21 protein-coding genes are annotated in these 20,943 nt (G+C 54.4%); all 21 read right to left on the reverse strand.

Annotated features, from left to right (window positions below; all coding sequences use genetic code 11):
* A partial coding sequence (locus H3Z84_RS05155) for a glycosyltransferase (RefSeq protein WP_199456727.1) occupies positions 1-836 on the reverse strand: 836 nt, incomplete at its 3' end.
* A 22-nt stretch (positions 837-858) separates the two neighbouring features.
* Complete coding sequence (locus H3Z84_RS05160) at positions 859-2,079, reverse strand: glycosyltransferase (protein WP_199456728.1); 1,221 nt, start codon at positions 2,077-2,079, stop codon at positions 859-861.
* A gap of 25 nt (positions 2,080-2,104) precedes the next feature.
* Positions 2,105-2,824, reverse strand: coding sequence for a sulfotransferase family 2 domain-containing protein (locus H3Z84_RS05165; RefSeq protein WP_199456729.1), 720 nt, complete (start codon positions 2,822-2,824; stop codon positions 2,105-2,107).
* Positions 2,825-2,864: 40 nt separating this feature from the next.
* The gene (locus H3Z84_RS05170; RefSeq protein ID WP_199456730.1) at positions 2,865-3,953 is read right to left on the reverse strand and encodes a glycosyltransferase; all 1,089 of its coding nucleotides are present in this window, start codon (positions 3,951-3,953) and stop codon (positions 2,865-2,867) included.
* The gene (locus H3Z84_RS05175) at positions 3,953-4,990 is read right to left on the reverse strand and encodes a glycosyltransferase family 2 protein (RefSeq protein ID WP_199456731.1); all 1,038 of its coding nucleotides are present in this window, start codon (positions 4,988-4,990) and stop codon (positions 3,953-3,955) included. The genes H3Z84_RS05170 and H3Z84_RS05175 overlap by 1 nt, the downstream gene beginning before the upstream one ends.
* Positions 4,987-5,811 (reverse strand): sulfotransferase family 2 domain-containing protein, encoded by an 825-nt coding sequence (locus tag H3Z84_RS05180; protein ID WP_199456732.1) that lies wholly within the window; start codon positions 5,809-5,811, stop codon positions 4,987-4,989. The genes H3Z84_RS05175 and H3Z84_RS05180 overlap by 4 nt, the downstream gene beginning before the upstream one ends.
* Positions 5,812-5,820: 9 nt before the next feature.
* A complete protein-coding gene (locus H3Z84_RS05185; RefSeq protein WP_199456733.1) occupies positions 5,821-7,146 on the reverse strand; it encodes an oligosaccharide flippase family protein in 1,326 nt (441 codons plus the stop codon).
* The gene (gene rfbC, locus H3Z84_RS05190; protein WP_199456734.1) at positions 7,143-7,685 is read right to left on the reverse strand and encodes a dTDP-4-dehydrorhamnose 3,5-epimerase; all 543 of its coding nucleotides are present in this window, start codon (positions 7,683-7,685) and stop codon (positions 7,143-7,145) included. The genes H3Z84_RS05185 and rfbC overlap by 4 nt, the downstream gene beginning before the upstream one ends.
* A gap of 9 nt (positions 7,686-7,694) precedes the next feature.
* Entirely contained in the window at positions 7,695-8,567 is an 873-nt protein-coding gene (gene rfbA, locus H3Z84_RS05195) for a glucose-1-phosphate thymidylyltransferase RfbA (protein ID WP_199456735.1), read from the reverse strand.
* An 80-nt stretch (positions 8,568-8,647) separates the two neighbouring features.
* Complete coding sequence (rfbD, locus tag H3Z84_RS05200) at positions 8,648-9,496, reverse strand: dTDP-4-dehydrorhamnose reductase (protein WP_199456746.1); 849 nt, start codon at positions 9,494-9,496, stop codon at positions 8,648-8,650.
* Positions 9,497-9,581: 85 nt separating this feature from the next.
* Positions 9,582-10,904 (reverse strand): hypothetical protein, encoded by a 1,323-nt coding sequence (locus tag H3Z84_RS05205; protein ID WP_199456736.1) that lies wholly within the window; start codon positions 10,902-10,904, stop codon positions 9,582-9,584.
* Positions 10,894-11,346, reverse strand: a complete 453-nt coding sequence (locus tag H3Z84_RS05210; protein WP_199456737.1) for a hypothetical protein — start codon at positions 11,344-11,346, stop codon at positions 10,894-10,896. Before H3Z84_RS05210 ends, H3Z84_RS05205 begins: the two co-directional genes overlap by 11 nt.
* Before the next feature lie 31 nt (positions 11,347-11,377).
* Positions 11,378-12,451 carry a dTDP-glucose 4,6-dehydratase gene (gene rfbB, locus H3Z84_RS05215; RefSeq protein WP_199456738.1) on the reverse strand — a complete coding sequence of 358 codons (1,074 nt, stop codon included), beginning with the start codon at positions 12,449-12,451 and terminating at the stop codon, positions 11,378-11,380.
* Positions 12,452-12,659: 208 nt separating this feature from the next.
* Complete coding sequence (locus H3Z84_RS05220) at positions 12,660-13,802, reverse strand: hypothetical protein (RefSeq protein ID WP_199456739.1); 1,143 nt, start codon at positions 13,800-13,802, stop codon at positions 12,660-12,662.
* Between the two features lie 2 nt (positions 13,803-13,804).
* Entirely contained in the window at positions 13,805-14,182 is a 378-nt protein-coding gene (locus H3Z84_RS05225; protein ID WP_199456740.1) for a hypothetical protein, read from the reverse strand.
* A 313-nt stretch (positions 14,183-14,495) separates the two neighbouring features.
* The gene (locus H3Z84_RS05230; protein ID WP_199456741.1) at positions 14,496-16,700 is read right to left on the reverse strand and encodes a polysaccharide biosynthesis tyrosine autokinase; all 2,205 of its coding nucleotides are present in this window, start codon (positions 16,698-16,700) and stop codon (positions 14,496-14,498) included.
* A gap of 15 nt (positions 16,701-16,715) precedes the next feature.
* Complete coding sequence (locus H3Z84_RS05235) at positions 16,716-17,150, reverse strand: low molecular weight protein-tyrosine-phosphatase (RefSeq protein WP_199456742.1); 435 nt, start codon at positions 17,148-17,150, stop codon at positions 16,716-16,718.
* A 6-nt stretch (positions 17,151-17,156) separates the two neighbouring features.
* Positions 17,157-18,347 carry a polysaccharide export protein gene (locus H3Z84_RS05240; RefSeq protein ID WP_228285731.1) on the reverse strand — a complete coding sequence of 397 codons (1,191 nt, stop codon included), beginning with the start codon at positions 18,345-18,347 and terminating at the stop codon, positions 17,157-17,159.
* A 21-nt stretch (positions 18,348-18,368) separates the two neighbouring features.
* The gene (locus tag H3Z84_RS05245) at positions 18,369-19,865 is read right to left on the reverse strand and encodes a capsule assembly Wzi family protein (protein ID WP_199456743.1); all 1,497 of its coding nucleotides are present in this window, start codon (positions 19,863-19,865) and stop codon (positions 18,369-18,371) included.
* A 410-nt stretch (positions 19,866-20,275) separates the two neighbouring features.
* Positions 20,276-20,755: a transcription/translation regulatory transformer protein RfaH gene (gene rfaH / locus H3Z84_RS05250; protein ID WP_199456744.1), complete on the reverse strand. Its 480-nt coding sequence runs from the start codon at positions 20,753-20,755 to the stop codon at positions 20,276-20,278.
* Positions 20,756-20,841: 86 nt separating this feature from the next.
* A partial coding sequence (locus tag H3Z84_RS05255; protein WP_199456745.1) for an IS3 family transposase occupies positions 20,842-20,943 on the reverse strand: 102 nt, incomplete at its 5' end.

Raw genomic sequence — 20,943 nt, forward strand, 5'->3', positions numbered from 1 at the left:
ACACAAGATAACAAGTCTCCGCGATAATCAAGATAAACATGATTTCTAATTGCATAATAGACTTTGAGCTCTGACTGAGATTCAGAAAAGAACCCGTTGGAGTTTGGCTGTGAGTCTATATCAATGATTCGACTTTGATAAACGGTAAATATCTCTTTTCCAGAATCATACATCCGATCACTGTACTCAAAGTCATCCCCATAAAGGTAAAAGCTTTCATTAGGGAGCCCTACATCATCAATTATACTTTTATGAAAGAAAAGCCCACCCCATGACGCCCTGACTCTCCGCACTATTGGGTAATTTATCACCGAGTCCGGCTTGACTATATTCCTTTTGAATTTATTTATAATCTTGGAGAATAACGAAACTTTCTGACCAACTAGGAACCCTTTAGTAACCGAATCAAGCAGTTCACGTTTGTGTACCACTTTATTAGCTACTTTATCCATAAGCATTCGGTAAGATACCAGAACATTCACTTGGCAACTTCCCAGATAACAATAGGCCTGCACTAGCGAACTCAATGCGTCCTTCTCTGGAATATTGTCGTCATCAAGTATCCAGAAGTGGCTCGAGCTTGCACTTTCAGAAGCCCAGCTTAACGCTTTCTTGAAACCACCGGCGGAGCCGAGGTTTGAGCGTTCGCTATGAAGAAACACCCCTTCTTCGCCGCCAACGATCGCCTCAAGCTCTTTTCGGTTACCTTGAGGTGAACCATTGTCGAAAATGAAGATCTGACACGCCCCAGCAGCAAGTCCGGCCTCGACAAGCTGCCTAACATAGCTGGCGCGATTACCGTACGTTACCGTGACGATGGACACTCTCATTTCCATTGAATCTAAGCTCCTGCCCTAGTCAATCAGCGCTTTGACTATCATCTTTTAACAAAATATGGTTGTAAAGCTGGCCATATTTTTCTTGTCCGCTTTTTAGCGAAAATATTTCTTCTGCCGCTCTCCGGCATCGCTCTGATAACTTTGGATCCGTCCTTAGACTAGTCAACTTTTTGAAAGCCACTTTCATAGACTCGTACGAGCCGTCATTAACCAAGACACCCACACCGTATTGTTCAATTATACGTGCGACGTCACCTACGCCAGAATTAGCAACTACCGGCAAGCCACAACCCAGGATCTCACCCATTCTTGTAGGAGAACTGCCTAACTTACTCACTCCCTGAGTAAAGAACATTGCAGAAGCAGTGTGCTTCTGTATCGCTCCATGAACTTTGTAAGAGGGCAACCCAAATACATCTAGGCGTGCTTGGAAGCCCTCCCCCCCGCCGAGCTGACTTCTTACATCATTCGCATCATCCCGAGTAATTACCTCAAATCGTGCAGATGGATCATTTTCCGCAACCACCTGAAAGAACTTCGCGAGCCAATTTAGATGGAACCACCCACTTAGAACCGTGCCGCAGCAGCTATATATTGGCTGGTTCTCATGAACACCTACAATCGGCACAAACCTTTCCAAGTCGGCACATGTCGGTATTACTACTATGTTCTGGCCGCGCAACTCTTCTGGGTATTTTTCGTGTAAATAATCGACCGCGGCATGCGTTAACGATACCACTGAAGACGCATTTTTAAGGCAGGCCCTTTCCACCCACTCTATCGCTTTATGGATGAAAGAACCTCGCCTTAACCTGCCCGCCGTAATTAGCTCCTCAGGCCACAGAGCTCTCATATCAAAAACAAAAGGAGTTCCGGTAAGCTTATTAACAATCAAAGCAACGGCGGCTGGAATATACGAACGAGCATGAATGAGATCGGCATTTCCCTTTCTGACCTCTCGAAGGCAGAGAAAAAGGAAAATCAACATACTCCAGACGGGTGCTACTATCCTTGGCCGATAGTGAAATGTTTGAGGTAGCCACCGAATCTGGTGGCTTTCACAGTCTTTCTTAGTTTTTTCGACATTTACACCAATACGCAGATCCTCCTTCTTCTCAAAGCTTATCAGTGAGAATCTATACTGACCTGACAGCCCTTTAAGATAGGAGAGCACTTGGCTTTGCCCCAATGGCTCCAACATCCCCGTCCTAGTAATATACAGAATATTTTTTTTTTGCACGCTCTTCTCAATGTTGTCTAAATAATTAGAATTCGTATCCTAACGCACGAATATCCCGCTGATATATATCGCCAACGATATCAACCATTTCTGCCGTAAAGGCTTCTCGGTAATCCTGACCAGTGCCGGGCCGCAACTGAGGGAGCGATAGATCCCTTAGCCCCAATCGATCGCAAACATTCTGAAAATCTGCATCCAGCGATTCGAAACGGCCAATAAAATCCATCACCCCCCCCCGTCCAGGGATCGAGATCCAGTCCATCTGATCCCGGAAATGCGCATATCTCTTTACCTCACGGAGGTAACGGGGGTCACGCAAACGCAATATAAATTGCTCGAACGTAGGTACATCCGACAGGTAATGCGTAGCCCAAGTCCAGTCTACGAATTTATCGCCCTTGCCGACGACACGGTGAAGATAATGATAAGCAGAATGAATTCGAGACCAGGGATTACGAACAAACGTGAATTTGAATGACTCAGCGAACCTCTGTTCATCATGTGCTGCATAACGCAGGATAGGGACGTGACGGCTTTTTTGGCCAAATAGACTGTCGACAATCGAAGTGCCCGCCGACTTGGGTACGTGCGTGAAGATTACTCCCTGTTCACGCTCACCGGGGAGCCATGGGTCAGAGCGGAGCCCGGGTACCACTTTAACAGCCGCTTTTTCAATACTTAACGGCAATCGAAACTCGACCGACTTCGCGCGAAGCCGGAGCTGCTGCTTGACTGATAATGTCATACTGGCACCTTATGCTCGATCTCTGGTTTCGAATGAGGTTTTATGCACTGAGTATATCTAGATACTTTTGGGCGATTTTTTCGGGAGTAAATTCAGCCGCACGGGCCTTTAAAGCTTCGGCGTTGTGAGTGGCTTCCAGAGAACCGATAATTGCATTCGCCAACGCAGCCACATCAGCAACCGGTACGAGCCGACCATAGCGGCCATATTCCAAAATTTCAGCCGGTCCGGAACGGCAATCGGTTGACACTACCGGAGTACCTGCCGCCATTGCTTCAACAATAACGTTTCCGAACCCCTCCCAGGCGGATGAGAGAATGAATAGACCTGCTGCACGGTAGAAAGGACCAGGGGAATTCACAAACCCGCCAAAGTGCACGTGCTCCGCAATTCCCATCTCTCGACACTGCATTTCCAGCTGGTTCTGGAGTGGCCCTACACCCAAAATCAGGAGCGACACATCTTTACCGGAATCGACAACCTTTTTAATTCCCCGGAGCAAAGTCGGATAATCTTTTGCTGGTTTGATTGACCCTACCGCCAATAGTCTTTGGGATTTCGGAGCATTCACCCAAGGGTGGCTCGCCCAGCTATCCGGAATAGTCATCTCATCGCTAATCGCAACCGGGTTGTGAATAACCAATCCACTTTTCGCGGGCAACCCAAGCCCATGGAGATCCTTAACAACACCCTTGGAAACCCCAATAACACCGTCGGCATGTGCGTGAACCCAACGCATACTTGCTCGAAGCGCCATGCCTGACAAGCCTGCGTTTTGGGGCGAACAAGACAGAGCTGAATGCTCTGAAACCACCACCTTCCCTGTATATAGCGCGGCCCTTGCGGCAACCACAGAGAGCGTAGTCAACGGCCACATCGAAGCCAGCAGGGCATCCGGCTGCTCCGACTTCAAGTACCGCACCAGCGGCAAAAAACCCTTTCGCACTCGACTGGCCCGAAGGTCGAAAACCCGCGCCTCAGCAGGTAGCTGGTCAAGCAGCATCCCCTGCTTTCGCAACAACACCAGATCAACATCATGACCCTTGGCAAGAAACTCCCGAGCCAAAAGCAGGCAAACCCGCTCAGCGCCGCCGCCACGGAGGTCGGGAATAAAAAAGGCGATTCGCATCAAACTATCCTTGTCGAGATTCGCGCTCCGAAGGAAAGCCGGGCAATATCCTTCACGGCGCTTCTCCAGCCCATAGCAACAAACTTCGGCCCCAGATATCCCCCCTTTGACCCAATCTGAAAATACTGTGCAACTCTTGCCACCACGCCATCTGCTTCATACAGATCGGCTCGCAGCGTCTGAATTTCAGAGAGACGTCCGAAAGCTTCCGCAGAATGCTTGAAGGATTTGCGCCAAGATTCCTCAATAGTTTCCGTCGCTAGCCGCTCCAAATAACACTCTGACAATGCTGCAACGTCAGCCAAGAAACGGTAATGTTCACCACCAACCTTTCGAGATTCACTCACACGCTCCCGAACGGTTTTACCTGCATAACTACCGGTGAGCGCGCCCTCGTGCCGACGGTATAGAGCTACTGGTTCCGCCAAAACCGCTATCCCCCCTAAGGCATTTGCAATCATGCAGGTCCATTTATCGTGAGATTGCCATTGGTGCCCGGGGAAATAATTAGGAGGGCGTTCCGAAGCATCCAACCCGGAGATCAAATCTGCTCTAACAGTTTGTAAAAAACCCAACCAAACCCAAAACCCGTACTGTGAATTAGGACCATAGGTTCCCGGCCTAATCTTATTTGGAAAAAGCCTTCCGCGCCGATTTAGCTGGCCATCGCAAAGTTCAGCATTTTGAAGAACCATTGTCAGGCCTGAGTCCTGTTCAATTGCATCAACCACTGCCTGGAGTTTATTAGGCAGCCAGACATCATCTTGGTCACAGAATGCAATCCAGTCTCCTTCACACAATTTCGCGGCTTTAAGGAAGTTGTCCGAGTAGCCCAGATTCTGCTCGTTCCGGTAGATGCGCACCGGGAAGGGCGCTTCTTTCGCGAATTCTTCAAGATTCGATAACGTTTGGTCAGTCGAGCCGTCATCACAAACTACCAGCTCATCTGGTTGTCGTGATTGATTTAATAAGCTTTGTAGTTGCTCTTGTATGTACTGGGCACCGTTGTAGGTGGCCATAGCTATAGAAATTTTCACTCTGCCTCACTCCGATCGCGCTGGCTGACCTTCTGAAAAAGCCGGATATCATCGGCGTAATAATCGTTAATAAACGCCCGAACATAATCAGCGGCAAAGAGGTCTTTCATTCGTTGATCCCGGGGAACGTATACCCGTTTTCGAATTCTTTGTTTTGCACTCTCCGGTAAAACAGCACTCACGATGTTCGTGAGCGGGCGCCCGGTTTCGATTACTCGGCGCAGAAAATCATTGCGGAAAACCACGCTGCGGTTGGTTTGAATCCCTCCGTAAGCAGAAGAGCCTTCCTGCAAATCCTGCGAAACTCTGCGCCCCAGATCTGCCAATAAAGTATCTACCTCATCCACTGTATAAATTTTGTCGATTACACGAGAACCATCCAGCTCAATGTAATCAACTTGTTTCTGGAAGTGGATGTATTCGGGTGGTAACAGGTGTTTGTCCCGTGGCTGGGATAATAGGTAGTCGATACTTTCGTCAATAAAGCTACGAATCTCATCCTCTGAACGCTTTTGGAGAGGTTGATCGCTGTACATTTTAAGCCGCTGAGACACAGAAGAAGCGAAACGAGCAAACGGGTCTCGTACCACGGCAAAGGCCCAGTAATCCTTAACGGCGCTGAACTCATTAGGGAAGTGATCTTTCAAGATAAATAGAGGGATATGCACGTAATCCAGCCGACCGAAAGTTGGGTGGCTGCCAACTCGTGCTGTAAACGAGCCCTGACAGCTGTCAAACTGTTCAAGTGGTTTGCGAACGGAGGTTCCCGCACATTTGGGGATGTGGATAAACACGAATTTATATTCGTCGCTGATAATCATACAGCCTCACTAAAATGCTGAAGGCGTAAATCCAAGCCGTTTGACAAAGCGAGTGGCCAATACGACGTTCCAAGTGACTAAGCCAATTGTTATAGCAACTGCTGCCCCCACGACACCAAATGGCGGAATAAGGATAATGGCAGCTATTGCATTCACAGCAAGAGCAACCACTTGTCCAGCAAGGGTGTCACGTTCGAAGCCGCTCATTGTCAAGAAGAGGCCAACGGAGCCGAAGGCTACATTTACGAGTTGGCCAATGGCGAGAATTATCAATGGAAGGGGAACCGTATTTTGATAAGTCTCGCCATAAATAAATCCCACAATTGGCGCGCCCAGAAAGATCAAAGGCAAAGCAATTGGAAGAGCGACGGCTAATGCCCCCCGCGCCGACTGCTTGGAAAGGCTTTTCAGGCGGGATTCATCATTATTTTGGCGAGCACGGGTCACATGCGGGCCAATAACCTGGTTAACTATTGCTTGTGAAACAACCACCAGCATAGCGCCGTTTTGCGCTATGCGCAGCGAAGCCACCTCGGCGTCCGTTCCCAGCCAGCCCAATGCAAGGATACCAATTTGGCCGTTAAGAATGGCCACCGCCGCTAACAGTGTAAATGGCAACAACGACCGCCCCCACTCACTTTGCCGATAAGCTGGAGTAGCCAAACCTACCGGGCGTGGCTTCAGTCGCGACAGAAACCAGGCCCCAATAAAGAAAGCCAAAGCAGTGGACATAATCTGGCTAACCAAGGCGGTGGCCGGGTTGAGGACACCGACTAGTAATAGACTGGCAGCTATGATCAAATGCAGCCCCGGCCGGGCTATTAACTCAGGTACCTGAGCATAGAAAACATTCCTCAGCCCGCGAAGAGTAGCGCTTCGCAACGCGTTAAGGCCTAATAGTGGCAGCATAAGAGTAGCCAGCAGCAACAGCGTCCATCGGTCGCCCATAACCCATCTGGCGTTCTGCACTGACAACATGGCGATCAACACACCCAGAACCAGTGAGCCCAACACTACCCACTGATGGGCACGGCGCAGCAGGCCCCGGAATAGTCCCCATTCTTCACTGTGGTGGAACTTCGCAATCTCACGCGTAACAAGCTGACCAAGTCCAGGCCCGACCGGTAGAGCCATCATTGATATGACAGCCAACACAAAGACGTATTGTCCATAGCCCTCTGGCCCAAGACCACGCGCCAGAAGAATCGATGTTCCTAGCGTCAAAGGCAGCGATAACAACTTCAGACCACCAACGCCCAAAGCACCACGAACGAGCTGTGCTTTCAGGCCCTCTCCACGGCCAGAGTTCAATAGCCTACGCAATGGAGCGGTCACTCGAAGTGCTCCGCTTCTTCAAAGGCTACACCCAAGCGATCTTTTTCAGATACCAATGGTTCATTCGGACTTGGCCACGCTATCGCAAGCTTCTGATCCGCCCAATGGATGGAGCGCTCGAATTGGGGTGCGTAGAAATCTGTGCACTTGTACTGAAAATCCGCCGAGTCACTGGTCACCAGAAAGCCATGAGCAAACCCCGGTGGCACCCACAATATGCGGTTGTTCTCTTCCGAGAGGTATTCCCCTACCCACTGGCCGAAGGTGGGTGAGTTGGTGCGTAGGTCTACCGCTACGTCGAACACTTCGCCACGGGTTACCCGAACCAGTTTGCCCTGGGGCTGTTTGATCTGGTAGTGCAAGCCTCGCAAGGTGTTTTTAACGGAGCGGCTGTGATTGTCCTGCACGAAGGTGGCGTCGATGCCAGCTTCACGAAAGGCTTTTTCGTTCCAGGTTTCCATGAAGAAGCCGCGTTCGTCGCCGAACACTTTGGGTTCGATGAGTTTTACGGCGGGAATCTTGGTTTCGGTGATTTTCATAGAGTTCGCTTACTTGGCTGTTTTGACCAGTTTTTTCAGATAGGCGCCGTAGCTGTTCTTTTTGAGGTTTTCCGCCTCGGCCAGCAGTTGTTCTTCGCCGATGAAGCCCATGCGGTAGGCCACTTCTTCCAGACAAGCGATTTTCAGGCCCTGGCGCTTTTCCAGGGTTTCGATAAATCCGCTGGCTTCGTGCAGGGAGTCAAAGGTGCCGGTGTCCAGCCAGGCGAAGCCCCGGCCCAGCAATTCGACGTTCAGATCGCCCCGTTCCAGGTAGGCCTGGTTGACGCTGGTGATTTCCAGTTCACCCCGGTGGCTGGGTTCTACCTGTTTGGCGATGTTGACTACGTCATTGTCGTAGAAGTAGAGGCCGGTTACCGCGTAATCGGATTTCGGGTTGGCCGGTTTTTCTTCGATGGAGATGGCGCGGTGGTTGTCGTCAAACTCCACGACACCGAAGCGTTCCGGGTCGGTTACTTGGTAGCCGAACACGGTGGCGCCCTTCTCTCGCTTGGCAGCGGCTTGCAGCATGTTGCTGAGGCCTTGGCCGTAGTAGATGTTGTCGCCCAGTACCAGGCACACGCTGTCTTCGCCGATGAAGTCTTCGCCGATGATGAAGGCCTGGGCGAGGCCGTCCGGGCTGGGTTGTTCGGCGTAGGTGAGGTTGATGCCCCATTGGGTCCCGTCGCCCAGCAGGCGCTGGAAGCCTTGTTGGTCTTCGGGGGTGGTGATTACGAGGATGTCCCGGATGCCCGCCAGCATGAGTACAGAGAGCGGGTAGTAGATCATGGGTTTGTCGTACACCGGTAGGAGCTGTTTGGAGATGCCTCGGGTGATTGGGTAGAGGCGGGTGCCGGAGCCGCCGGCGAGGATTATTCCTTTCACTTAGAACTCCTTGAATTTGGTGCAGAGGGGTCTGTCCTCGTAGGGACAGACCCCGTCGGGGCTTTGGTGCCCTGGTCTATTCAGTTTTCGAGATATTCGTTTAGCGTCAGCGCCAGTTGGCTTTGCCAGTCTGGGAGCTGGATGTTTAGGGCTTGTTGCAATTTGGTTACGTCCATCCTTGAGTTCAGCGGGCGTGTTGCCGGTGTTGGGTAGTCGCTGGTGGGGATGGGGTTGGCTTTTGTGTTTTTACCGGCCAGGCGGAAGATTTCTTTGGCGAAGCCTTGCCAGCTGGTTTCGCCGGTTGGCGCCAGGTGGTAGAGGCCGGCTTCCAGTTTGCTGTGGATGGCCAGTGCGGTTACCTGGGCAATGAGCCTTGCCGGGGTGGGTGCGCCGATCTGGTCTGCCACTATGTTGAGTTCGGTTTTGGTTTCGGCCAGGCGCAGCATGGTTTTCATGAAGTTGTTGCCGCGGGCGCTGTAGACCCAGCTGGTGCGGAAGATTAGGTGGTCTGCTCCGCTTTGCTGGATGGCTTCATCGCCCTGCAGTTTGGTTTGGCCGTATACGCTCAGTGGGCCTGTGGGGCTGGTTTCCTGCCACGGGGCTGTGCCGGTGCCGGGGTAGACGTAGTCGCTGCTGTAGTGGACCAGGCGGGCTTTGTTGGCCTTTGCGTATTCTGCAAGCTGTTTGGGTAAGCCGGCGTTGAGGCGTTGGGCTTCGGCTTGCTGGGTTTCGGCGGCGTCTACGGCTGTCCAGGCGGCGGCGTTTACGATCAGGTTTGGCTGAGTTTGGGCCAGGTAGTCGGCTACGGCTTGTTCGCTGGTTAGGTCGAGCTCTTCTCTGCCCGGGGCGGTTATGGGGCCCAGGGGGGAGAGGGTGCGGTGGAGTTCGAAGCCTGCTTGGCCGGTTTTGCCTAGTAATAGTATTTGCATGGTTTGGGTGTTGCCGGGTTTGGGTGCCATGGGGGTCTGTCCACGTGGGGACAGACCCCTTTGAGGCTTTGCTGACAACTTCCTCTTACACTTCTTGCTGGAAGGCTTCCAGTTCAGACTGGGCTATGTGGCCGTGGTTGACCATTACGGTGTTAATCAAAAGCGATGACACTTCAAAATGTTCTGCAGCGGCTTCCATGGTCTCTTCGTCAGGGGATGTGGTATCCATCCATTCGATGAGATCGTTATAGGGGCACAGGAATTCTTGCGCAAACGCTCGCTGGAATTTCTGCCTTGCCGTGGCGGCATCGGTGCACGGGAGCCAGTTGCCCGTTTCCCCAGCGTAGATGCCGTCGGCAATTAACCGCGCCGTCATGAAGCGGCGGGAGTCCTTGCGGGTTTTGCCAAGCGCTACTCGGGCTCTTCCGGTATCGCTCACTTCTCCAAGGCCTATGGGCAACCGTCTGTCAGCCTGGTTGCTTTCCAGGAACTGTTCAGAGGTTTGCAGCAAGGCCGACAAGTTTCGGTTATTCAGAGGGCCCCTATCAATCCCGAGATGTTTGCGTGCTGTATTGGCTACATCGCGCGCTTTTTCCCACGGGTGGCCTGGGTGACCATCACTCAGCAGCGATGTGAAGCGACGAAGGCTTCTCATCGGCAAATTGATGAGTTCTCCGGATTCGACCAGGTACTGCTCAGTATCATGAATTGCTTTTCTGGCGTTTTTGTGACCAAGACAGGCCAACTCTTGAACAGCACCCTCGCCGTGCTCTGAGGCGAGCTCTTTCAGGAGAATCATTAGTGGTTCAGGTGCTTCTTCCGGATCGTAGCCCAGCTTCGCTTCCAGCTGCCGATTCAGCGTGAGCGAAGGACTAGCTCGTTCTTCCAGAACGGTTTGCCACAATTGGTGGAGGTGTGTCCGCCCGTTGCTGTCGCTCAGTTGGGCCAGTGTCTGGTTGATCAAATCATCAACCCCGGCTTCGTATTCGTCTGCCGGTACCCACGCGTCTAGCCTCTCAAGGAAGCGCAGTGGTTCTGCACTGCCATGACAGGGCTTCAGGTTAACCTGAATATTCTCACCATCACTGGAAAACACGAGATTTGGCCACGCATAGCCTTCTCCCGCTGCGGCAAGTGTATGGCTCATTTTCCAGTCATGAAGAGAGATTTCATCACCAGAACCCGGGCTCGGTTCCCATCTTAGGCGCCACCAGTTGGCCGCAAACCACACCGCTAGCGGGTAGGCTGACACAGTTATTGCATCTTTTACCTGATGCTCTCCCAGAAGATCTTCATGACGAAAGAGTTCGTGGCCTTTAATCCGAAGCGCCAAATGGCAGCGTGTGAGCAAGTCAACTGGTACTGACGATTCGTAACGCCCTGCAACCCACTCCAGATCAAATCGCATGGCCTGTCCCTCCACCGTCAACCGATTGGCTCCACCGTTTGATGATTTCATGCCTCAATGGGTCGGCCTCAGGCATCGGATAGCCGTGATAAGTGCCCTGCACCTCGTTTTCCAGTTGCGCCTCAACTGGATTGCCTTCACTGGTAACGGCCCAGATATTTTGGGGCCAATGGCCTTTCATTTGGACGCTCACGATACCTTTTTCAGCACCTTCTGATAAAAGAGATTCTGCAATACGTCTATCAAAGATACCACAGTCGTCACACAGTGTTTTGTGGGGTCTGGGGTGTGATGGCGGCGTTAGACCAAAATTGCCTGGATTTCTTTTGTGTTCTGGGTTGCCACCGTATTTGACTTTTTTTGCCAGTTGCTCGAGTTCCTCAACCGGTAGCGTATTCTGTAATTTTCGCTTTGGGTTATAGCGTCCGTTGCGTTGCTTCATTCCTTTGCTTCTCCAATGCTCCCGCCTGATTTCAGGCACCCGCTCCCAACCGCTCACGCTGATAGCTGCCGTCTTGCACTCGCTGGCACCAGTCGAGGTTGTCGAGGTACCACTGGACGGTTTTGCGGATGCCGGTTTCGAAGGTTTCTTCCGGGGCCCAGCCGAGTTCTTTCTGGATTTTGCTGGCGTCTATGGCGTAGCGCATGTCGTGGCCGGGGCGATCTTTGACGTTAGTGATCAGGTCCCGGTAGCTGCGTTCCTGCGGGCGGAGTTCCTGAAGGATGTCGCAGAGGGTGTGCACCACTTCGATGTTCTGTTTTTCGTTATGGCCGCCGATGTTGTAGGTTTCACCGGGCTGGCCTTCGGTGACGACTTTGTAGAGGGCTCGGGCGTGGTCTTCTACAAACAGCCAGTCGCGGATCTGGTCGCCTTTGCCGTAGACCGGGAGCGGCTTGCCTTCCAGGGCGTTGAGGATCATCAACGGGATGAGCTTTTCCGGGAAGTGGTAGGGGCCGTAGTTGTTACTGCAATTAGTGACCAGTACCGGCAGGCCGTAAGTGCGTTGCCAGGCTCGTACCAAGTGGTCTGAGCTGGCTTTGCTGGCGCTGTAAGGGCTGCTGGGGGCGTAGGCGGTTTGTTCGGTGAACAGGTGCTCTTGCGCATTGGGTGTTTCGCTTGGGTGCGGGAGGTCGCCGTAGACTTCGTCTGTGCTGATGTGGTGAAAGCGGAAGCTGGCTTTCTTTTCGGCCTCCAGCGCCTGCCAATACTGGCGGGTGGCTTCCAGCAGGGTGTAGGTGCCTACGATGTTGGTTTCGATAAAGTCTGCCGGGCCATCTATGGAGCGGTCTACGTGGCTTTCGGCGGCCAGGTGCATGATGGCGCCTGGCTGGTGTTGGGCCAGTACGCGGTCTACTTCGGCGCGGTTGCAGATGTCTACTTGTTCGAAGGCGTAGCGCTCGTTATCGCTGACCTCCGCCAGGCTTTCGAGGTTGCCGGCGTAGGTGAGTTTGTCGAGGTTGACCACTTCATCTTGGGTGTGGGTGATGATGTGGCGGATGACGGCGGAGCCTATGAAGCCGGCGCCGCCGGTGACTAGTAGTTTCATTTTGGTGCTGTACTCGGGTGTTGAGTTCGTCGCTGGCATTGGGTGGGGTCTGACCTCGTAGGGTCAGACCCCTTTGTAGATTGTTGGTTGTGGGGGTGCTGGTCTTTGTCCGTGAGCGTCAGTGAGCGTCCGTGGCCAAAAGCCTTTTTTGGTTTTCGTGTTCTTTCGTGGTTTTCGTGGCAAAAAAGCATTTGCTCCAAATTTAAACCTAGGCGGAATCGTCGCTAACCTCGTTAAAAATGGAGACATCGATGTTGCCATTCTTCAGCGTTTCTCGCCCGCTGATGGCCACCCGGCTTTCACTGACAAATGCGGCCATCACTTCATCAAAGATCTCAGCCGAAAACGAACATACATGGTCTTTGTGATCGGAGGTCTGGCGAAGAGTGAACGTAAAGTTATCGCGGTCCATTTCCGATACAAGACCTTCCAGGGTGGTGATTTTTTCTTCTTTTGTTCTCACGGCCTGAAGCACTCTTTTTACGCGTTTGGATGTTTCTCGGCCAAGCCGATAGGTTTCATCGCCTTTCCCTAAAATGGTTCCGCCCACCTCAAACTCTGTAACAATGCCTGACAACGGTGGTACCAGCTTTTCAAGCGCTTCCAGAAGCTCAATTTCAAGAGTCTCAAGCTCGGGATCGTTATCGTCGCTGCCTTCTGAACGGCGAATAGCATGTGCCAGGGCACTGCCAATTTGATGCATTTCCGCATCTGCGTCGTCTTGCAGCAGGCACTCCTGCGATTCTTCAGGAAGACTGAATGCCACTTCGAAGCTGTTGTAGGCAAAGTGTTGCACGGGCAGATCGTACAAACGCTTTCTGGAATTACTAACACGGCCTTGTTTGGCGGGCTCTTTGTACACGTGGGCAGCGGCTTTTCTTAAAGCGGTGCTGGCCCCCTCAACTACTTGCCGGATTACGCTGGCAGGCACCGTGCCAGCTGATAGCCCCTCGCCGATGGCGCGTAAACGAAATGCCGGTTGCAGGTGAGGCCAAAGCATTCGCCCTTTCTCTGGCAACACGGATTCAGGCAAGCCACTCAGGGTTGTTCGCCAGGCGTTTTGTGGCTCCAGCGCATGATTAGTCTCCAACACCCATACTACAGGCTGGTCTACCGCTTTTCGGACGCTGACAATGCCTTTTTCAAGCTGACTGACAATCTCATCATTGGTGGGTGCCACTAAATAGCGGGCACGCTGGTCATCTTCGTCTACCAGCATAACCAAAGCTGTACACAATCCGGTTTCAGCGGTGAACAGTCGTGGGCCGTCAACGTCTATTAAAACATCGAGAATTTCAACGTTTTGAAAATTACTGGGGTCACAAGTAAGACCTTTGATTTGCCAGTCCATTGTTAACCCTCGCTGCTGACTGTGAAGGCGGCGGCGCGTTCAACTTCTTCAAATGGCCACCAGGTCACATGTGATGGCCTTAGCTTCGCCGGTGTAGGCTTGATCTTACCGTGTTCGGCCGTCAACTCACCACGAAAAATCAACTTGCCCAGCTTTGGAAAAATACCCGTCAGGTGTTGTGCCTCTGAAATGTCACGAAAAACCGACAAACCGTGCCGCATGCAAGGGTCGCCTTTTGATGACTTACCGAGCTCGGCATGGGACTGGAAGTCCTCTGGGGCTGGCGGATTCTCTCGGCAAATTCGGTACACAACGCCTTCGGCCGGCTGTGCATCATCAGGCGGGCAACACTCGGGCCACTGTTTTGGAAAGCCTGCCATGGCCTTTATTCTCCTCGGATAATAGCTTTGTTAAACAAGATGATGGCGGTATGAGGTTGTGCCGTCAACAATTGTGCGGGTGATTGTCGCTGGCCTTGGGTGGGGTCTGACCTCGTAGGGTCAGACCCCTTTGTAGATTGCTGGTTGTGGGGGGTGCTGGCTTTTGTCCGTGAGCGTCAGTGAGTGTCCGTGGCCAAAAGCTTTTCTTTCCGTGTTTTTCCGTGGTTTCCGTGGCAAAAAATCTGGCTTTGAGTTCGTCGCTGGCTTTGGGTAGGGGGCTGACCGCGTAGGGTCAGCCCCCTTTGTAGCCTGCCTACTCGGATTTGTAGGAGTAGTTGTAGTAGCCGTAATAGCCATAACTGGTCGCCGCTTTCTTTTCCATGGCATTCAGGATGGTGCCCTTGAGGGTGACGCCACCGGTGGCCAGGCGGCTTTCGGCTATCTGGATTTCTTTCGGGGTGTTTTGCCCGAAGCGCACTACCATCAGGGTGGTGCCGCATTGTTTGCCGATGATGGCGGCGTCTGTTACCGCGAGGATCGGCGGGGTGTCTATGATTACCAGGTCAAAGTTTTCGCTCAGGTAATCCAGGAATTCGGTGAACCTGGCCTGCATGAGCAGTTCTGAGGGGTTGGGCGGGGCGCTGCCGCGGCTTACCCAGCTCAGCCCTTCTACTTCGGAGGTTTTGACGGCTTGTGCGAATTCCAGTTTGCCGGAGAGCACTTCTGAAAGGCCGTTGTGGGAATCCTGTTTGAAGGCTTCGTGTACGTGGCCTTTGCGCATGTCGCCGTCGACGACCACAACTTTCTGGCCGGCCTGGGCGCAGATGGCCGCCAGGTTAGCCGACATAAAGCTTTTACCAATGCCGGGGCTTGGGCCGGTGATAACCAAGCGGTTGTTGCTGCCTTCCATCATGGCGAAGTGCAGCGAGGTGCGCAGGCCGCGGATGGCTTCTATGGAGAGGTCTGCCGGGTTGCGTACCGCCAGAAGGCCGCCTTTGGATTTACCTTTGCGCTTGCCGGCTTTCTTGCCTCTGGCGCTGCGGCGGTTTTCTTCCTCTGAAAGCGGAACCGTGGCATAAACCGGCAGGTCCAGCTCTTCCAGCTGTTCCGGCGATACAATGCCGCGGTTGAAGGCGGCGCGCAGCAGTACGATGATCATGGCCAGCAGCAGGCCGCTCATGCCGGCTACGGCAACGATCAGGTTACGTTTGGGGGCTACCTGGCCTTGCACTACGGCGTCGTCCAGTATGCGTACATTACCCACGGTGCCGGCCCGGGCCAGCCGCAGTTCCTGCATGCGGTTGAGCAGTTGCACGTAGATTTCCTGGGTGACTTTTACATCACGGCTCAGGCGCAGGATTTGTTGTTGGGTTTCTGGCAGGTTGCCGGTGCGTTCTTCCAGGCGGGCTTTTTCGCGCAGCAGTTGTTCTTTCTTTTCCAACAGGGAGCGGTATACCGGGTGGTTGGGGGTAAAGCGCCGGGCCAGTTCGGTTTCTTGCAGTTGGAGTTCGTTCAGGCTGGCTTCAATGCTCACCAGGCTGTTCAGGGCGTTCTGGGTTTCAAAGCTAAGGTCTATGCTGTCGCTTTGCAGGCGGTATTCGTTCAGGCGGTTTTCGGCTTCGTTGAGCTGATCGCGTACTTTCGGGGCCTGCTCTTCCAGGAATTCGAGGCTTTTGTCGGCTTCGGCGGCCTGGCGGGCGATGTTTTGGGTTAGGAACACGTTGGTGGTGGCGTTCAGGCTCTGTACCAGTTCATTTCCGTCTGGCCCGCTGATGTTGAGCTGCAGAATACCGGTGTCTTTACCCCGGGGCTGGATTTCCAGGCGGCCTTGCAGGCCACGGATGGCGGCCAGGTGGCTTCGCTTGATCACGGTGTAGGTGGCGCCGGCCGGTGCGGTGAGCTCGTTTACGGTAAGCTCCAGCCAGGGGTTTTCAATGGTGAGCTTCTGGTTAACGCGGCCTTTGCCCAGTTCGTTGCCTTGGGCATCCAGCATTGTGTAACTGCCCTGCCCTTCGGAGCGCAGGGTGAGTTGCAGGGTGTTGCTGTCGTGGCTGGCGACCAGTTCGCGAATGTTGAGGGTTTCACCAGCCCATACGGTGGCGCTGCCTTCCGCAAAGCCCGGGCGCTGGGTGCCGCGGCGCAACAGCCATTCACCAATCACCGGCCAGGTGTTGGGGATAACCTGTACATCCAGGTCGGTCTGGTTAACCACCTGCCCCAGTATCATGCGGGAGCGCAGAATTTCCACTTCGGTGCTGGTGCTGGGTTCCTGGTTGCCCAGCACTTGCGCCATGTCGGCCCCTGGAATGGTGCCGGACTTCTGTTCCACCTGCACCAGGGCGTCTGCCTTATAGATGGGCGTAGAGAGGGTAGCGTATACCAGGCCAATGATGGCAAAGATAACGGCCAGCACCAGAATGAAGATTTTGTGATCCCACAGGCTGCCCAGCAGAAAGCCGATGTCGATTTCGTCGTTGTCTTGCCGGTTGGTTGCTGCGGTATTGGTTGCTTGGGTCATTCGTGGCTCTTGGTGTTATTTCAATCGGGGAAGCCAGGCGGTTACGGCTTCATCGAGTAGTTGGTGTACGTGGGCGAAGGCTTCGCGGCTTTTTTTGTAGGGGTCCGGGATGTCTGGGCGGCCCGGTAGCCAGTGGCCGATGAGCATGGTTTTGCCGGAGGCGGTTGGGTCCAGCTCTGCTACCCGGGCTTTCTGGCCTTCGCTCATAACCAGTATGAGGTCTGCATTTCTGAACATGGCGGTGGTGGCCTGGCGGGCTTTGTGCTGGTTTACGTCCAGGCCGGCTTGTTGTGCCAGTTCGGCGGCGCTTGGGTCTGTTGGGTGGTCTACCAATGCGCCAAGGCCGGCGGATTCGACCGCTTTACCCGGCAGGCCGGCTTTGAGCATGGCTTCGGCCACCGGGCTGCGGCAGATGTTGCCGGTGCAGAGTACGAGTAGGCGGTTGAACATACGGGGTTAGTCGCCCAGGTTTACAGCGCGGTCACCCAGGAACAGGGCGGTGAACGACGGCACCAGCAACGACACGACGCGGTTCCAGCGCGCCAGCGGGGCGGCGGTTACATACACCATGTCGCGGTTGTTCAGGGTGAAGCCGTCTGCCAGTACCAGGGCGGTAGCGTCTTTGAGGTTGAGCTGGTACATGTCGATGAGGTGGTCGCTGTCTGGGTCAGCATTCTCGGTACGCCGCACCACGAATACGCCGGTGGCATCAGACTGGCGCTCATTCAGCCCTCCGGCATTGGAAATGGCTTCGGCCAGGGTGAGGCCGTTGCGGCCCATGGGCAGGGTTTTGGTGCTGCCCACTTCGCCCAGCATGAAGACTTTCTGGTCATCGCCCAGAGGGACGTTGATGACGTCGCCCTGCTGCAGAAGTACGTTATGCAGTTTGTTGCCGGTTTCGTAGATGGCTTTAAGTGACAGGCGGTAGTCTTTGCCGTCACGGGTAAGGGTTACGTTGCGCCAGTCTGCGCCTTCTTCCAGCCCGCCAGCCAGGCTGACCACATCCACCAACCGGGTGGGTACGTTAGTGAGCGGGTACACACCGGGTTCATCAACCGCGCCGCTTACGTAGACTCGCTGGCTGCGAAAATCCGCTACGGAGACATCCACCTGCGGGGTTTCAATAAAGCGTGACAGGCGGCTGGCGACTTCTTCACGCACTTCCTGGGTGGTCAGGCCCGCCACTTGCACGTAGCCAATGTAGGGGTAATAGATGGTGCCGTTTTCGTTAACAACGTTACCGGATTCCTGCGAGCTGCGGTTGGAGCCGGCAGGTATGGTGAGTTCCGGGTGGTCCCATACGGTAACCTGCAATACGTCGCCGATGCCGATTTTATATTGGTAGTCGCTGTCTTCACGAACCAGGTCCGGCGCGGGTGGCGGTACGTCGGCCACGATGGCGTTGCGCAGGGTGTCCGGGCCTATGCGTTTTACTTGTACCAGGTGGCTGAAGTCTTCTTCCGGTGGGCTTTGGTAATCCGGGTTCCAGCCGCTGGTGTTGATGTGGGAGCCGGGGGCAAAGGCGCAGCCGGAGAGGGCCAGCAAGGCGGCCAGGGTGAGGAGTGTACGCGATACCATAGTAGAAATGCCGGGATGTTTTTTGGTTTTCAGGCCGGTGATGATAGCCGGATTAAGGGTTTGTTGCATTAGTCAGGTTTCAGACGTTGGTCAGAAACGGTAGCGCCAGCTGGCACTGGCGGACCATTGGTCCAGCTCTGTGCCTGCCAGCTGGATTTTCTTTTCGGTGCCCCGCAGGTTGAGGTCCAGCCGGCCGTTGAACAGGGCGGTGCCGTAGCCCAGGTTGACGATGCCGGTTTTCTGGTTGGTGGCGGGGATGTAGTAGCGCACGTCTGGGTCTGGCATTTGCGCGCGTACCTGGCCATCGCTGTTAAATTCGGCGTAGCTGAAGGTTAGCGAGAGGTTGTTGCCGTTGTCGAAGAACTGGTGCGCGCCCAGGGTGAGGGTTTCGGCATCGCCTTCGAAGCTGTTGGCCAGGTTGCGGCCGTGGTGCCGGTAACCGGTGCGGTACTGGAAGTGTTCGTAGGTGACGTTGGGCATGGCATCGCCCAGAAAGTCATCGGCGGTGGTGTTGCTGTATTCCAGGAACCATTGCTGGTCTGTGTTGAACAGGCCGGTGGTCCAGTCTGTGCCCAGCAGCCAGGATTTGCGGGCCGGGAAGGCGCCGGCTTCGTCTTCGCCCATCATTTGGGTGTACAGGCCCATGGATTGGTGGCCCAGGGCGAAACCGTAGCGGATGCCTATGCTGCCGAGCTGGTTGCCAGGGTCGTTCTGCGCGCCATCCTGGCTGTTGTCGCGGCCGATGAGGGCGTCCCACAGGGCGGAGCTGTTTTCTGGCCGCCCTTCTCCTCCAAACTGGATGGCGCGTGACAGGCCGATATCCAGGCCTTGTACCGGGCGAAAGGTGAAGCGCATGCCGATGAGTTTGGCGTTGTCTATGGTGCGCTTGTCCTGATACTGGCCGGCGAACACGGTGAGGTTCCAGGGGCCGATCCAGCTGAGCCATTTGGAGCCTGGTGATAGATCCCGCTTGCGGTTGAGCCATACGGCGGGCATGGGCCGGGCGTTGTTGGACAGAATCAGGCTGGACTGCCAGCCCGGGCCCCACCAGCGGTCGATAGCGCCAGCGCCCAATACCCAGTTACCGAGAGTGCCGGCCAGGTAGCTGCCGTCGTAGCGGTATTGTTCGTCGTCTGTGGGGTTGGCCACCACGGTGGGTGACAGGCCGATGGCAAAGTGTTCGCCCTGCCATTGCCAGTCCAGCGTGGCCTGGCCTTCTTCCTGCCGCGCGTTGCCGAAGCCTTGTACCAGGGGCTGCTCGGTACTGCCCGCCAGGGTGAATTTAGCCCTTGTGCCAGAGCGGAACTGCGCCCGTTCTTCGGCATTCAGGTAGGCCATGGCGCCGGCTGTGGCGGTTGGGTCTGAGGTAACGCTGGGGTTGATGTCTTGCGTTACCGTGCTCCACATTACCGGCCAGGTGGATACCGTACGATCAAAATGGCCACGGTCTGCCAGCTTCTGCAAGGCAAAACGCGCGCGGCTGTCGCCAGGTTCAATCCAGGGGGCGGCGTGGGTAGTTGCGGTGTAAAAAAGCGCCGTCAGGCACGCTACCGCCCCACCGACCAGGGTCCAGTGTTTTGAGGGCATACGAAGGCTTGTTCAACGTTTGGACAAAGAGGCAGCGGCTGTGCCGGAGGGAAGATTTCCCAACTGACTCCTTGTCAGGGTTAAGAGGATTCACTCGAAAACCAGCGCGATTCTACGGGTTCCGGTGTTACAAACAAGTGACACCCTAGGCCAATAATGCAAAATCAAGGACTTACACCGCAAAAACAATGTAAAAAATTGCAAACTGGGGGTCAGACCCCCGATACATTTCACCCCGCCAAATGTACCAGGGACCTGACCCGGAGTTTCAAAAGGGAGGGGTCAGGCCACGTAGGGCCCGACCCCTGAGTAGCCCGCAAGCTAGGTGCTACTTACCCGAAGGCTACAAAGGGGTCTGACCCCACGGGTCAGACTCCCTACCCAAGCCAGCGCCATTCTTAAACCACCACCTAAGCCCGAATCGCCGAAACCGGCACACTAACCCGCTGCTGCTTCTGCATAAACGAAATCAAAACAATCGCCCGCTCTTCCCCATCGTAAGCCTGAAAAATCGCCCCGATGCCCTTGAACGGCCCATCATCCAGCTCCACCGCCTGCCCAGGCTTGATACCACCCTGCTCCGCCACCTTATCCATGCTGGCCTTGATGTGGTCAATCACCTCATCCGCAATCGCCGCCGGCTTATTGGCAAAACTCACCACCCGGATCACCCCCCGGGTAGACCGCAGCTTCGCCCACATCGGGTTCGTCTGCTCCAGGTTCACAAACACATACCCCGGAAACAACGGCTCCAACCGCTTCGCCCGCTTGCCGCCCTTCACCCTCTCCACCTCAATCTTCGGGTAGAAACAGGCAACATCCTGGTTCTGCAAATGCTGAACCGCCCGATCGCCCTGCGCAGGCTTATGTTGTAACGCGTACCAGGTCATCCAACTCCCCAATCCGGGGTCAGACCCCCGATACATTTGCCGAGGCAAAATGTACTGAAGTGACCCCTAAAACTTGGACAGTTTAATCAGGCTGCAGCGGCAGCCTGCTCTCTGTACTCCACCGGAGTCAGGCCATTTAATGTCAGCCGGATCCGGTGGTGGTTATAGTAGTCAATGTACTGCTCAAT

The sequence above is a fragment of the Marinobacter sp. bablab_jr003 genome, assembly GCF_016464245.1.
In the GTDB taxonomy this organism is placed as follows: domain Bacteria; phylum Pseudomonadota; class Gammaproteobacteria; order Pseudomonadales; family Oleiphilaceae; genus Marinobacter; species Marinobacter vinifirmus.